At 57.7% G+C, this 14,416-nt stretch carries 13 protein-coding genes; 7 read left to right on the top strand and 6 right to left on the bottom strand.

All coding sequences use genetic code 11. From position 1 onward, the window contains the following. Positions 1-41: 41 nt before the first annotated feature. The 3 genes from C0Z16_RS04370 to C0Z16_RS04380 all read right to left on the bottom strand — a co-directional run bounded on the left by C0Z16_RS04370 (position 42) and on the right by C0Z16_RS04380 (position 3,540). A complete protein-coding gene (locus C0Z16_RS04370) occupies positions 42-1,397 on the bottom strand; it encodes an alpha/beta fold hydrolase (protein ID WP_102630940.1) in 1,356 nt (451 codons plus the stop codon). A gap of 1 nt (position 1,398) precedes the next feature. Further along, complete coding sequence (locus C0Z16_RS04375; protein ID WP_146014281.1) at positions 1,399-2,361, bottom strand: hypothetical protein; 963 nt, start codon at positions 2,359-2,361, stop codon at positions 1,399-1,401. Between the two features lie 63 nt (positions 2,362-2,424). After that, on the bottom strand, positions 2,425-3,540 hold the full coding sequence (locus C0Z16_RS04380; RefSeq protein WP_158244474.1) for a CHAT domain-containing protein: 1,116 nt from the start codon (positions 3,538-3,540) through the stop codon (positions 2,425-2,427). 1,413 nt (positions 3,541-4,953) lie between these two features. Here C0Z16_RS04380 and C0Z16_RS04390 point away from each other — a divergent pair. After that, complete coding sequence (locus C0Z16_RS04390; protein ID WP_244973311.1) at positions 4,954-6,099, top strand: porin; 1,146 nt, start codon at positions 4,954-4,956, stop codon at positions 6,097-6,099. 535 nt (positions 6,100-6,634) lie between these two features. Further along, positions 6,635-7,579 carry a LysR family transcriptional regulator gene (locus tag C0Z16_RS04395; RefSeq protein ID WP_102630943.1) on the top strand — a complete coding sequence of 315 codons (945 nt, stop codon included), beginning with the start codon at positions 6,635-6,637 and terminating at the stop codon, positions 7,577-7,579. On the opposite strand, the gene C0Z16_RS04400 is transcribed toward C0Z16_RS04395, so the two are convergent. The 3 genes from C0Z16_RS04400 to C0Z16_RS04410 are packed head-to-tail and all read right to left on the bottom strand — an operon-like array spanning position 7,564 to position 9,919. Beyond that, positions 7,564-8,439 carry an amidohydrolase family protein gene (locus C0Z16_RS04400; RefSeq protein ID WP_102630944.1) on the bottom strand — a complete coding sequence of 292 codons (876 nt, stop codon included), beginning with the start codon at positions 8,437-8,439 and terminating at the stop codon, positions 7,564-7,566. The two genes, C0Z16_RS04395 and C0Z16_RS04400, sit on opposite strands and share 16 nt — an antisense overlap. 6 nt (positions 8,440-8,445) lie before the next feature. Beyond that, a complete protein-coding gene (locus C0Z16_RS04405; protein WP_244201170.1) occupies positions 8,446-9,018 on the bottom strand; it encodes a carboxymuconolactone decarboxylase family protein in 573 nt (190 codons plus the stop codon). A 13-nt stretch (positions 9,019-9,031) separates the two neighbouring features. Continuing rightward, a complete protein-coding gene (locus tag C0Z16_RS04410) occupies positions 9,032-9,919 on the bottom strand; it encodes a BKACE family enzyme (RefSeq protein WP_102630945.1) in 888 nt (295 codons plus the stop codon). Between the two features lie 265 nt (positions 9,920-10,184). Between C0Z16_RS04410 and C0Z16_RS04420 the strand changes: the two genes are divergently transcribed. Genes C0Z16_RS04420 through C0Z16_RS04440 form a run of 5 tightly spaced genes read left to right on the top strand, consistent with a single transcriptional unit; the run spans position 10,185 to position 14,295 of the window. Beyond that, complete coding sequence (locus C0Z16_RS04420) at positions 10,185-10,859, top strand: glutathione S-transferase family protein (RefSeq protein WP_102630947.1); 675 nt, start codon at positions 10,185-10,187, stop codon at positions 10,857-10,859. Then, the gene (locus tag C0Z16_RS04425) at positions 10,856-11,779 is read left to right on the top strand and encodes a VOC family protein (RefSeq protein ID WP_102630948.1); all 924 of its coding nucleotides are present in this window, start codon (positions 10,856-10,858) and stop codon (positions 11,777-11,779) included. Before C0Z16_RS04420 ends, C0Z16_RS04425 begins: the two co-directional genes overlap by 4 nt. Before the next feature lie 10 nt (positions 11,780-11,789). Then, positions 11,790-12,809 (top strand): bifunctional 3-(3-hydroxy-phenyl)propionate/3-hydroxycinnamic acid hydroxylase, encoded by a 1,020-nt coding sequence (locus C0Z16_RS04430; protein ID WP_102630949.1) that lies wholly within the window; start codon positions 11,790-11,792, stop codon positions 12,807-12,809. A gap of 4 nt (positions 12,810-12,813) precedes the next feature. Further along, a complete protein-coding gene (locus tag C0Z16_RS04435) occupies positions 12,814-13,404 on the top strand; it encodes a hypothetical protein (RefSeq protein WP_102630950.1) in 591 nt (196 codons plus the stop codon). A gap of 24 nt (positions 13,405-13,428) precedes the next feature. Further along, the gene (locus tag C0Z16_RS04440) at positions 13,429-14,295 is read left to right on the top strand and encodes a fumarylacetoacetate hydrolase family protein (RefSeq protein ID WP_102630951.1); all 867 of its coding nucleotides are present in this window, start codon (positions 13,429-13,431) and stop codon (positions 14,293-14,295) included. The last annotated feature ends 121 nt before the right edge of the window (positions 14,296-14,416 follow it).

Below are 14,416 nucleotides of genomic sequence, written 5' to 3' on the forward strand. Positions count from 1 at the left end.
GGCGATAGCCAAATGCCTTTTCCTGGGCGGATGCGGAACGTTCAGGCTGTGAGCGAATCTTGTACGAGGAACACCGGCTGCGATTGGGAGATGACTTTTCCGTTTGAACGCATCTCGACCGAGTAAGCACCTGCATAGATCGGAGCTACAATGCGAAGCGAAAGGCCATCGAGCCAAGCGCCCTTGTAGTGAACCGGATGGGGATTTGGCATTTGTTGCGGCGGCTTCATTTCTTGCCCATGTTCGTCGGTCAACTTGATGAGCATGATTTCTGCATCCAACTGATCGAATAACTGGGTGCTTGTCAGCACGACCTGCAGTTTGAAATTGGGCTCAACGACTTCGTTGCCGAGGCTCACCTTAAAGTCACCCTCCACGCCCGCTAGACTGCCAGGCTTACCAAGTAGCGAGCCTAGCGCCAGTAACAATCCGCTGTCGTTGAAGATGGTGCCGTGCTCGCCGCCGACAGCAAGTTGTTGCACGCCTCCGAGCGTCGCGCTCCACATTGGTACGGTGCCGTCACCTCCTCCGGAAACCGATACTGCTTGGGGTATCGGCTTGGACACCGTCATGTCGACGCGCATGTGGCCGTACGTGTCCATCTTCGTTCCGACAAAGCAAAAATAGGACACAGACTTGGGCTTGCTTCGGATGTCAAGTGAAGCTCGGAAGGTCCGAGCCGACTCAAGGTTCGCGTCGGACAAACCGAGCGTCTGGTGCACCCTGGGGTCGTAGATATCGACGGCGGCTAGTCTTGCGCTCGAGGCCAAATTCCACAGAAACGGCTCGTCTTCGGGCGGTAGGAGCTGATAGAGGGCAGGAAACGCTTCATTGGATGCAAGCGCCTGGACTTGTGTCGCACTCAAGAACAGTTTCCTAACACCGCCTAGGGCCGCAGCCAAAGCAAGAGGAGCGCCACGGTGCGGCGTACCCATAGTTGTCAGGCTACGGATGTTGTCAAAACCGCAGCAATTGACCTCGCCAAATCGACCCGATTCCAAAAAATGCCGTGCGACTAGACCACCCATAGAGTGCGCCAGAATGTCAATCTTCAAGTCAGGTCCATGAAGCTGGCGCAGGTATCTCACCCGCTCCGCAAGTCGCGCAGCGGATTCTGCGTTGTCCTTTCGCCAGTCGTAAGGACACACAACAAGGTTAGGGTTCGCCTCTTTTTCCGAGAAGCCGCATCGACCAAGAGCATCTATGAGCGGCCCATAGACGCCTTTTACCACGACCCAACGGATAATGTCGCCGACCTCAAGGTCGGGCTCGAGAAGCTTCTCGAGCTTGTTGTAGGGGGTGAGAACTTCCCACGGGTTCCCAGGCCAGACGAGGGCGCCGTCTGCCTTCAATTCGCTTCCCATGATCCCTGGGACCAGAATGACTACATCGGTCATGTCAGAGTCGCATCTCGCTAAGAGCGTTCATCATTGCACGCGCCGCCTCGCCGTAGCGCTCCTCTGCGAAGGCGTCCACACACCGTTCTTCTATCGTCATGGCGCGAATGCTAACTGCCATCTCGTCGGGCTCGTCATTAAAGTCGAGCACACAGCCACGCGTCTCCTTGTGATATTGAAGGTCATCGTCTGACCAAGTGACGGCTTGCCCGACGATTAACATACCTACTGCGGCCTCATAAGGACGCTCGGCCTGACTCGCGTACTGTCGTACATGGCGTGTCGAGATCATGCCGATGCTCTCCCCGCCGCTCGTATGAAGGCGCCAGTCAGGTCCGTCTTCGCCGATCTGCGCGAGGAACGTCGGCGCCACACCGATTAGAAGGTCTACGGCCGTCTCCTCTTTTATTACCTTACCGAAGTACACAAAGTCGTCGGCGAATAATGCTGGTTCGACCGTTTTCACTTCTTGTTCGGTAAGCCGACCTCCGCGATTGGATTCGACCCACGCTTTGACGTGTCGTGCGCTCCTTACCAAGCCTGCTGGCATGGGCGCTTGCACCTCGACGAAGAAAAATGCATTTTGGCTTGCGTTCAGCCGAGCAAGAAGATCGTCGAAGTCTGCAATCCGTGCACCCAAGTCAATGAGCCCGATAGTGAGCACATCGCTGTTCGCAGGCGCTGTTTCAAGCACTCGCTTAACTTGTTCGCGCGCTATCGCCAGATGAGATCCGGTCGACGCGGTTTCACCGGAAGAAAGCCCGAGGCCTGACATGCCCAAGCGGCTCACGACCTCGAATGCGGAGGATGAGACGATGAACGTTTGTATTGCCGGCGCGAGCGTCTGAAACTGTGCAGACAGAGACTGGTCGCTCCGGAGCACGTCCTGAATCAATCCCTCGGCGGTTTTACGCGGCAGCGATGACTCAGCTGGCAAGCTGACGATTCGAAAGGGGTGCTGCATGCCCATCGCTTTACCTCATCTGAGTCATGCTACGTTGCTAACGATCCGTAAGGTGGAAAACATCTAACGAACTACCGTCGTTCCTTTTCGCTCTTGGACTACCTCGAACAATTGTCCGGATCCGGGCAATCGATACAGCGTCGGAATGCCCCACTCGAAGACAGCGTCGCCCCGCCTGACTGTGCTCTGCAGTGATGCATTGAGTGCGACTCTTGCATCCATCACCGCTGTGTCGATGTTCCCGGTGCGTAGAAGAGAAAAATACAGCTCCGCTACGAACGGACCCACGGAATCTGTCGGGATAGCGATCTGACTCGCGACGACAGCCGGAAGTCCGGACTCCAACAACGACGAAGCTACATTCACAAATGAATCGGCGGTCGGGTTTCCAGCTGAGGAATAGCATGCGCTCAAAACGCACAGCCGAAGCTCTCTACCCGAGAAGATGTTCGCAAGTGCCACACCCGAGACATCCTGCCTTTGGTTCGTCTTAACGTCCAAGAAACAAAGATGACTCTCGCCATCGATTACCCTTCCATGCCCGATGAAGTGAAAAACATCATAGTCGTTCTCGCCGAAAGCTTCTCGTACGCTGTCCAACGTGGCAGCCTGGATGATAGTAATTGTTGCGAAACCGACAGTATCTGCGGAAAAAATTCGCTTGAGCTTGCTTTCGATCGCCCCCCAACCCACACCCGGCTCTTCAGGGGGCTCCGCGACGGCCATCAGAACACGGAGCGGGCCCGGTTCGCGAGGTCTAATTTCCCCTCCCGAGCATGCCGGGTGAATGCGAACAACGCAGCGATGCCGATGCGGCACGGGACGTTTGTCGGGCGGCGCAAGATACTCCCATGGAACCTGCAATATATCCGGATGGTTCGCGAAGATTTGAATGCTTACCGCTGAATCGCCGGGTAGCTTGTCATATAGCGAACGTCCCCTGTCGAAAAAAATTTTCTTGAAAAGCAGATCGCCGACGGATCGCAACTCCTCGACAGTCGGTCTGCTCCCGCCTTGGGCGGCGTCATCCACTTTCCGCGCAAAATCGTTCAGTTTGCGAACTGCTGCGTCGATTTTGAGTTTGTCGACAACCGTGTGCGGTCCGCGTCTGAACAGCAAGATGGCCGTTCTACGGGCGTGCAGATTCAACACAAACAGATCAAGCACATGCTCCGACATCGCTGCACCCCTACTAATTGTAAGCAGGCAGCCTCCGCAAATTCCCGGGCTGCCGGAAAATAGCAGTATAGACGTGATCATACGTCGGTCTAAACTGCCAGCGAAGCGACCGCCACGAGAGAAGTTTTCTCGATGCGTCGCGATGGCGCTATTAGTCGAAACGCCAACTTGCACAATCGGAGCAATGAAAGACTTACCGGTCTACAACCGCGCAGATCGACGGCTGCAATGCATCGCGAAGAGTCATTCGTGACCTAATAGCTCGAAAGCCCGCTGTGGGTCGCGTGCTGCCAAACGCAGCCGTGCAAGAGCGAAGCACGTATGCCGAACGCACGAGCCGGCGCCCGGCCAGTTTCAGCCATTCGACCTTCTGGGGAAAATCGTCGACAATTTGCGGAGGTATGGCGAATTGGTTGGGATCGTACTGCATGAGGAAGACACTTGGTTACCTTCACGAGGTTTGGCTCTGCCCGGACGAGTTCGGCAACGCTCTTCCCGCATGCATCGCCCATGGACCGGACGGAGATGCCGCCCGTGCTCTGAACGAGCCAGGCAGCGACTGGATATGGACGTTTTGGCATCGTCACCTGCTGAGGCGATGTGTGTTTATTACGAATTCGTCGGCTATGGGAAGTACACATCCCAATCCGACGACGATCTCCTTCCATATCCGCAAGATTGGTATGAGCGCCAGGTCGCGTATTTGAACTGCAAGTGATCGATGCTTACGCGTCGGCCCAGCGCCCTTGTGAGTCGGTCACGGTAGGCAGCTTTGGGCAATAGCCGGGCCAGGAGCGGTCAATGGCTTCAGCAGACTCTGCGTCCGTTAGCCAGCACCAAAACGGACGGTGACGGGGACTTGGCCCCCCCGGGGGCCGAGACGTATTGTCAAACAACCATTGAGCCGATTCGCGGTTTGACGAACTCCTGCACTCGACACCAACTGAGCCCGGAACGACGCTGTTTGACCGTTAATGGCATCAGCGCCGAATGACTGCCCGACTCTGCAAAACGTGCGAGGCACGTGCCATTCGTTTGCTCAACCACTCGCGCAACTGTTTCGGCTACGTCGTGCGGATTCGGAGCGTTGCAGCCTGCGCACAGGGCTTTCCATGTTTTTACCATCTTCCTCGAATGCGCCGGTTTCGCTGTAGCCACGACCGCGCCGCGTCGCTCGACCGCTGAGCGCTTCCGAAAATATCCGTCGGATAGTCGCTGGGTTTGAACGTGAACCACGCGTCGAGGCACACTCTTGCGCCGCCGGGGTCTCCAATTTCGCATACCTGATTTGACTCGACGCCACTGGGACGAGGGCTGGGCGCAACGTAGAGTTTGTCGAACGGACTTGCTCGGCCGGTTCTGTAAGGAACAGTGGTCCAGAGCGCCTACAAAAAACCAACTCAGGAGACACCCATGGGATTCAAAGGAAAGACGCGATTCGCGTGTGTTTTGGCCGCCATGACCGCCGCGACTGTTGGCGCTGTTTCAACAGACGTTCAGGCTCAGAGCTCGGTCACTCTGTATGGCCTGCTTTCCGTGGGCGTCACCTATGCGAACAATCAGGGCGGTAACCATCTATACGAGTTGCAGAACGGGCCGCAGCAGCTACCGCGCTTCGGTTTCAAAGGGGTTGAGGATCTTGGCGGCGGGACGAAAGCGCTGTTCACGCTCGAAAACGGATTCAGTGTGACCACCGGCGCGTTAGGGCAAGGCGGACTCCTTTTTGGCCGTCAAGCCTACGTAGGATTGAGCTCAGATAAGTTCGGCACAATGACCGCTGGTCGTCAGTACGAAGAAATGGCCCAGCAACTTTTCTGGTATGAGTCGGGCACCTTATACGCTACCTACGGTACTCACATTGGTGACAACGACAATATCTTTAATACTTTCCGGTTCAACAACTCTGTCCGGTATTCAACCCCGAAGTTCGGACCGGTTCAGGCCTTCGGTTCGTACGCGTTCTCAAACAAAGCCGGAGGTTTCTCGGATAACAACGGCTACAGCGCCGGTTTGTCGTTTGAGCAGGGTTCGTTCAAAGCGAACGCGGCGTTCACCCTCATCAATTTCCCCGGTGACACGACAAACGCAACGGGGGCGGTAGACCCAGCGGGATACGGATTCAGTTCGCCATTTATCAAAAGTCCGGCAGGCGCTGGCGTGCACCAGCAGTCGATCTATGGTGCAGGCGCGTCTTACAACTTTGGCCAGATCACAGCGGCGCTGCTGTACACGCATTCGCATTTCCTCTACAAGGACGAGTCAACACTAAATCTGCACAATATCGAAGTGTCCGCACGAGATTTCCTGACACCAGCATTCGCGATTGGCGCCGGCTATATCGCCACGCTGGGAACCTACTCCCAAAATGATCAGCATCCGCTTTACCAACAGGTGAACCTCAGCGCTGACTATTTTCTCAGCAAGCGGACGGACCTGTATCTCGTCGGGGTATATCAGAAAGCGGGCCGGGACGCCAAGTTTGCCCAGATCTACACGTTTTCGCCATCAAGCACCAACGCGCAGGTCGCGGTTACGGCCGGCATCCGGACGAAGTTCTAGGATACGTTATTGGGAACGCAAACTGGCGGCGATCGAAGGGGCCGCACGGTTCCTTCGGTCGATGGGCGAGTGCTTGCTAAAGACTGCTGCGAGAGCAAACGGCTTAGCCTGCTTCTTCTTCGATACACCTTCCGCCACCACGCTAACCAGCGTCCCAGACCAGTCCGGTAGATTGCTCCGGTCAAAGAGCGCTCAAAAGAACCAATACTGCGCGACGATGGGCAGTTCGACTTCCTCTTGCCAGGGCAGCCCCACTGCAGAACCCGAACGACCAGCCAATCAGTCGCCGACCGTGAAAACCGCGTCGATGCAGTATCAGGCCGACAATCACTCAAAGTGTCATAACTGCCGTCCGGTCTCGGCTCAGGCTGGACGCTACAAACGAGACGTTCGCGTGCTACGCTAGCGACAGCGATCTGACACTAGCTGCTGTACCGCCCGCGAGTTTCAAGTACCGCCTTTCGGACGCATGCTGGGGGCACGGCATTACGGTTACGGGCCATAAATAACGTTCAACCGAATTTCCAAATTACCCATGGATCTGGACAGACTGAAGCTGTTCGTACAGGTTGCGGAGGCAGGAAGCCTGAGCAAGGCTGCAGTCCTTCTGGATTCGGTCCAGTCGGCCATCAGTCGGCAGATCGCAACATTGGAAGCTGAAGCCGGGCGCCGTCTGTTTGATCGGACCGGGCGTGGAGTCGCGTTGACCGAGTTCGGTAAACGGCTTTTCCCCGAGATTAAGGCACTTGTTCTTGAAGCCGAGCGCGTCGAGAGTCTGATGCAAGGCAAAGACGAGCTTCCCGCAGGCGACGTGCGTATCGGGCTAATGCCGTCTGTGTCCGAACTGCTGGTCGCGGCATTATTCAAGCGGATTCGCGAAAAATTTCCGGCGATCCGCCTGCGGATCTTCGAAGGTTCGAACGGGCAGCTTGACGAGTGGGTTTCGAACGGCCGTATCGACATGGCGGTGCTCTATCGTTACGGGAAGTCGGTCAAGCGGGGCGAGGACGTGCTCTTCGAGGTCGACACCTATCTCGTAGGACCGCCCGGCGATCCGCTCACGACCCAATCAACCGTAGACTTCGAACGACTCGACGGGCTGCCGTTGGTGCTGCCGGGTGCACCCAATGGGCTCCGGGTGGCGCTGGACCAGATCGCCCGACGGCAGCGCGAGGGGTTCGCCCTGTCAGTGGTGCTCGAAGCCGATTCGCTTCCCATTCAACGGAGTATGGCCAGCCACGGTGAGGCTTATGCCGTGCATGGCGGAGTGGTCGTCTGGCGCGACGTCAAAGCCGGCATTGTGAGCGCCTCGCGGATTGTGAATCCCGAGATGCGGCGCTCAATGGTACTTGCAACAACCACCCAACATCCGCTCACTCTTGCTTCGCGGGAGACCGCGACGATCGTCCGCGGCATAGCGCAGGAATACGCTGGCGCCGGGACATTCGATACACCACAGCCGGATCATTCGAAGCCGTAAAGCGCCGCCGGGTTAGTGACAAGTACGCGCTGTCGGACTGCGTCGTCGTCGACCCATTGATTCAGTAGGTTTAGCAGACCAGCGGGATCCGGCCGCCAGGTGTTCATGCCGAGAAACGGCCAGTCGCTGCCCCATAGCAATCGCTCCGGATTGGCGCTGACGAGCGCCTGGTGAAATGGTCTGACGTCATCTAGCTCCGGCTGCCGTTTCGAGTTTCGAAATGCGGTCAGCTTGATCCATGCCGCGCCGTCTGCGACAAGCGCCAGGACGGCCTGGAAAGCCGCATCATCTACACCCTTCGACACATCGAAGTATCCGAGGTGGTCGATGACAATAGGCAGACCGAGTTGACGAAGCGTGTCTGTTTCCGACTCGAAAACGCTTGCGTTGGCCCAGATCACGGCATGCCACCCTAACTGGCGCATACCTGGCGCTAGTCTATGCAGGGCCTTGAGGCCCACGCGCCCTGCGAAGTCCTGCGCTGCATTCGGACCAGCGACTTCGGTGAAGCGCAGGCCGCGGACACCTGCCTTATCCAGCCTTTTCAATTCTGTTACATCGGCGTCTGCGGATAGTACACCGACTCCTTTGAGTCGATCAGGTGCGCTCGCAATCGCGTCGAGCATTGCACGTTGATCCCAGCCATGCGCCCCGCCGTGGACCAGGACGCCGTGGTCAAAACCCATGGCATCAAGCATCGCGAAATACTGTTCCTTCGGTGCGGGCGCTGGCGTGTACGGTCGCGGATCCGCAAGCGGAAATTGATCATACGGGCCGAATACGTGAGCATGCGTATCGCAAGATCCGCGCGGAAGACGCGTTGCGGGCGGAGCGAATTGTTGGGTGGAATCTTGTGACATAGGCCTTCAGGGTTTTGGAAGTTCGCTGCGCGCAGGCAAAGAAGGCGTGGCCCCTGCGGGCAGGGGGACCTCGTGCGCATTCAACGTCATCGCGATAAAGCTGTAGTAGCCAATCACAGCGACAAGTTCAACGACGCCTTTTACGCCGAGCAACTCCTGCGTCTGTGCATAAGTCGCTTCATCGACGAAATGCCTGGCCAGCAATTGGGAGGCGAAAGCATAGATTGCCTCCTCTTTTTCGTCGGCTAACGGCGGCTTGGTACCGCGAGCGATCGCGTCGCAGGTCGCATCCGCGACGCCTGCCTTACGGGCAATCTTCTCGTGTTGAATCCATTCAAACTGGCAGTCCCAATGGCGCGCTGTGATGACAATTGCCAGCTCGCTGAGGCGGGGCTCGAGTGAGGTCCGATAGCGTACCAGCTCGCCGAACGCCTGGGCCTTGTCAGCGAGCTCGGGCGAATGCAGCAAAGGAGCATAGGGACCATTGAGCCACGTGCCCCTGGAGCGAACGATGTCCTCATAGACGCGCCGCTGTGCGGCGGTCATCTGTTCCGGAGTAAGGAATGGGGTTCTTGTCATGAATGTGTTCGGGTCAGTCCGCGGACCTCAATTGAAGGATGTCTCTTGCCTCGGCAGGCGTCGCCACCTTTGAACCAAGTGCTTCGACGATCTGCACGGCGCGCTCGACAAGCTGTGCGTTGCCGCTGGCGAGTTGCCCTTTCGCGATGTAAAGATTATCTTCCAGACCAACGCGTACGTGTCCGCCCAGTATCGCAGCCTGTGCCACCATCGGAAATTCGTTGGCGGAGATGCCGAAGCCAGCCCACACGGCGCCCGCGGGCAGGGTGTTTCGCATAGCGATCATGTTTTCTGGTGTGCCGGGAGCTGCCCAGGGGACACCCATGCATAGCTGGAACAGCGGCTTACCTTTGATTATCCCGCGCTCGACCATCGACCGGGCAAGCCATGCGTGCCCGAGGTCGAACACTTCCAGTTCCGGCTTTACGCCGGCTTCCTGAATCAGTGCCGCCATTTCTTCGAGCTGTTTCGGCAGGTTGACGAAGGCATACTGGGGAAAACTCATCGTGGCGACGTCGAGGCTGCAGATGTCAGGCTTCAATTTGATGATGTGTTCAACCCGCTTCTCCGACGACGCCATCGTGCTGTCTGCGCTCGCCTTCATCGGATCGACGTCGTCCGGCCGGTACCTTGCGCCGGGACCCGTAGTCAGATTGATCAGGACGTCGCTGCCCGATTCGCGGATCCGCCAGACCACCTCTTCGTACAACCCGAGTTCCATACTGGGCAGGCCCGTCTCGGGATCTCGGACGTGGATGTGGACGATTGCCGCGCCGGCAGCATGTGCCGCCAACGCCTCCCTTGCAATCTCCTCCGGCGTGACAGGGACGGCCGGATTCACCCTTTGCGGCGAAGCCATTGAACCGGTCAGGGCGGCTGCGATGATGATTTTTTCCTGCATTACGTTATGTCTCCAGAGCGGCATGAGCCAGCGTCAGCCTTAGACCAAAGTGTAGAAGGCGCCCGTCTGACGTGATACATGGCTGCTTACAAACCAGATATGTTCCGGCAGCAGGGCCTCCGCCCGAAGCCCCAACAGAAACCTCATATCTGGTTTCGCGCCATGCCGCTTGTGAGGGAGGTACGACACTCCTAGAATTTCCTCACGATGTTCGAAGCAACCGGCCTCGGACAGGCAGGAGACAACCGTCAGGTAGCGGCAAAACATGAAACTACATTGGGGACCCAATTCTCCGTTCGTGCGCAAGGTGATGATCACGGCGCATGAAACCGGCATCGCCGGGCGCATCACGCTTGTGCGCTCGCCTGTGGCAATGAACAAGACCAACGTTCATGTCATGGTCGACAATCCTCTCAGCAAAATCCCGACTCTTGTTACTGACGAGGGCCAGGTTTTCTATGATTCCGACGTCATCTGCGAATACCTCGACAGCCTGCACACAGGCGCACGATTAATCCCGCTAGCCGGGGTCACGCGTTGGGAAGTGCTCCGCTGGAACGCACTGGGTAGCGGAATGCTTGATGCGTTGGTCCTCTGGCGCGACGAACGCATGCGGCCGGAGGGGCACCAGTCCGTCGAAACGTTGCTTGCCTATCAGCAGAAAAGCTCGGCGACGCTGGAGCGCGTCGAGAATGAAATCGCTGCTCTGGAGGGTTTACCCTTCAGCCTGGGTCATATCGCCATTGGCTGCATGTTTGGTTACCTAGACCTACGCTTTGCCGACGTGGACTGGCGCGATGGGCGTTCCGCCAGCGCTCGCTGGTTCGACACCTTCCGGACGCGGCCATCTGCGCAATGCACGGAGCCGTCGGTCGCCGACAAACTCGTGCCTTCAGATCCTTCCATACAAACTGCCGCCCATCCGGCCACCCTCAAATGATCGCTATCCAGGACATCATGTACGTCCGCTACCAGGCCCCCGACCTGGACCGGATGGAGCAGTTTCTTGTGGACTTCGGCCTGCATCGCACTCACCGTACCGAGACAACGCTCTATATGCGGTCTAGGGGAGCGATGCCGTACGTCCATGTCACGGACCTGGGACCCGAACGCAGCGCCGCATTCGGTCTGCTCGCGAAAAGTGTTGCCGACCTCGAAAAGCTCGCAACCGAGTGCGGCACTCTGGTTGAGCCGAACACAGAGCCTGCGGGTGGCTACATCGTCCGTCTGAGGGACCCTTCCGGATTTGACATCCATGTGCTTGCAGACGTGCAGATGGTTAAGCCGATGCACATGCGCGAGCCATTCGCTGGCAACCGTGGTAGGCAGCGCACGCGACTCGGTTCGGTGGCCCGCGTCGTTGCACAACCGTCGAGTGTTTTCCGCCTCGGTCATGTCGCGCTGCGCGTCGCCGATTTCGAGGGTACCTTCCGCTTTCTGACGGAGAAGCTGGGTTTCAAGCTCTCGGACAGCGGATACGCAGGCACCGAAGAGAACGTAGTTGTGCATTTTCTTCATTGCGGGCGCGGTCAGGAATACACCGATCACCACACGATTGCGATCTTCAAGCGGCCGGAGAGCAAGATTGATCACAGCGCGTTTGAAGTGCTCGACTGGGACGACCTGATGGTGGGCAACCAGTACCTGCTTTCGAAAGAACGTCATCACCAGTGGGGCGTGGGACGTCATGTGGAGGGCAGCCAGGTGTTCGACTATTGGCGTGATCCCTTCGGTAACAAGATCGAGCACTGGACGGACGGTGACCTGGTGAACGACGACTACGTCGGAAAGGTGTCAAAGCTCTCTCCCGAAGGCTTGGCTCAGTGGGGTCCGCCGGTGCCTGCGGATTTTTATAAATAAGGGGGGAGACATGATGCACGAGACAGATTTTGACGTTGCCATCGTCGGATACGGCCCAGTGGGCCAAGGCCTCGCAGCATTGCTTGGTCAGCGCGGCTACCGCGTGGGGGTATTCGACCGGTGGCCTAGCCTCTATCCATTGCCACGGGCCTGCGTGATAGATCACGAAATCATGCGAATCCTGCAATCGGTGGGTGTCGCCGAAAAGTTTGCCCGCCTGACGGTGCCGACTGCCGGCGAGTACGTCTGGTTGAACGCGCGTGGCGAGATCCTCTATCACTTCCGCTATAACAAGGACGGCGTGTCTGGGTGGCCCGCGCGCAACCTGATGTATCAACCGGACCTTGAACGCCTGCTGGACGAACGTGTTCGTGAGCTACCGAGCGTCGAAGTCAATCAGGGCTGGGAAGCAGTGACTTACCTTCCTGGCGCCGACTGTGACGAACTTGTGTTTGCCCAATGCTCGGTCAACGCATCCGGCGCAATCGAGCGCGGCAAAAAGACCCGGCGCGTCACCGCCCGCTATGTGGTGGGTGCCGACGGCGCAAACAGCTTCGTCCGGCAGTCGGCGGACCTGCCGTGGGTCGATCTTGGCTTTCGCGCCGACTGGCTGGTTGTCGACTACCGCCCGAATGATCCTGAACTTGAACTGGACATGCCGGAGGCTGGACAGATCTGCGACCCGGCGCGACCCATCACGATGATGCGGCGCATGGGCAAGAAGCACGTGCGCTGGGAAATGATGCTGTTGCCGGGAGAGACGGCGCAGGACTTCGCCGATGCCGGGAAGGTCTGGTCGCTGATCGATCGTTGGGTCAAACCTGAAGACGGCGTCATTGATCGCGCTGCTGTCTACACGTTCCGCTCAGGTGTCGCTCAGAGCTGGTCGAGGGGCAACGCGATTCTCGCTGGCGACGCGGCGCATCTGATGCCGCCGTTTCTCGGACAGGGACTTTGCTCGGGGATGCGCGACGCGCTTTCATTGTTCTGGCGACTTGACCTTGTTTTTGCGCGGCGTCTCACCCATTGACCTCATGCAGAGTTATGAGGAAGAACGCAAGGCCCATGTCAGGACCATCATTGATCGCGCAGTCGCTCTCGGCAAGGTAGTTTGCATTACCGACGCAGAAGAAGCCGCAAAACGTGACACGTCCATTCTGGCAGGAACTGCGCCTCCGATCCCCGCGTTTCCGCAACTGACCACCGGCATCCTGAGGCGGGACGCGTGCGGCAACGTCAAGGCGCCAGCCGGGCAGTTGGCCCTGCAAGGGCGGGTGGCAATAGACGGAAAAGAAGGGCTGCTTGACGATATGGTCGGCAAAGGTTGGCTTGTCCTGACACTCGACGAACCGGGTGACGCCAATCTGTCCGCTGTCCAGCAAGCCTTCACAAGGGCGCTTGGTATGCATTTTATGACGCTGAAGCAGGGGGCGCCTGTTCGCGACGTCGATGACGCCAGTCGCACCTTCATGACTGCGCTTGGAGTCGTCGCCCTGATCATTCGGCCTGATTTCTATATTTTTTCCGGCGTGCATTCGACGGATCAGATTCCTGAAATGCTCGACGATCTGAAACAGCAACTGAACAGCGATTTCGCGACTGATTTACATCCGGTCGCAGCCTGAACACATCATTACAAGGAAGGAACCATGAAACTCGTAACCTACACGTTCGAGGGCAAGACGTCTGTCGGGAAAGTTGTTGGCGACAAGGTGGTTGATCTGTCCAAAGCATATGAGGACGTGCCCGCAACCGTGCTTGGCATTTTGCAGGGTGGCAAGGAAGTTATGTCCCGGCTGGAGGCCGTCCGGCCTGAAGACGCGACAACGATCCCTCTGTCGGAGGTCAAATTGGAGGCGCCAATCCAGAACCCGCAGAAATACCTCGCAATCGGGTTGAACTATAAAGATCATGTCGAGGAAATTCTGAAGCGCGGCGGCAAGGGACCGGAGCATCAGATGTGGTTTAACAAGAACGTGTCATGCATTAACGGTCCCTACGACCCGATCAATCTCCCGAAGGTGTCGGAGGCATTGGACTACGAGGGTGAACTGGGGGTGGTCATCGGCAAGCGCTGCAAAAATGTGCCCGAGAGTGAAGCGCTAGACGCGGTTGGCGGCTATCTTGTTATCGACGACGTCACGTGTCGGGACTGGCAACGCAAGACCACACAATGGACGTTGGGAAAGTCATTCGACACGCACGGCCCAATCGGCCCCTGGCTCATCACGCCCGACGAGGTCCCCGATCCACACGCATTGGAAATGCGGCTCTTCGTTAACGGCGAACTACGTCAAAAGACATCGACAGGCGGGATGGTCTACGACATACCCGCACAGATCTCATACCTCTCCACGGTCATGACGCTAGAGCCCGGAGACATCATTGCTACGGGGACATGCTCCGGTGCAGGCTTCGGATTCACACCGCCGCGTTTCCTGAAAGTCGGCGATTTTGTGCGGGTCGAGATCGACGGAATCGGTCACATCGAGAACGAGGTCGTTGCCGAACCCTGAGTCAGTAACCTGGGCGGAGACAGAGGACAGGAGCCGGCAGCGGTGACAGGTGTGGCCGTAACTTGATCGCAGGCAATCCCCCACTTTCTGCCGATCGTTTCTCGGACGGCTCGAGACCGTC

It is taken from the genome of Paraburkholderia rhynchosiae (assembly GCF_002879865.1).
Lineage (GTDB): Bacteria > Pseudomonadota > Gammaproteobacteria > Burkholderiales > Burkholderiaceae > Paraburkholderia > Paraburkholderia rhynchosiae.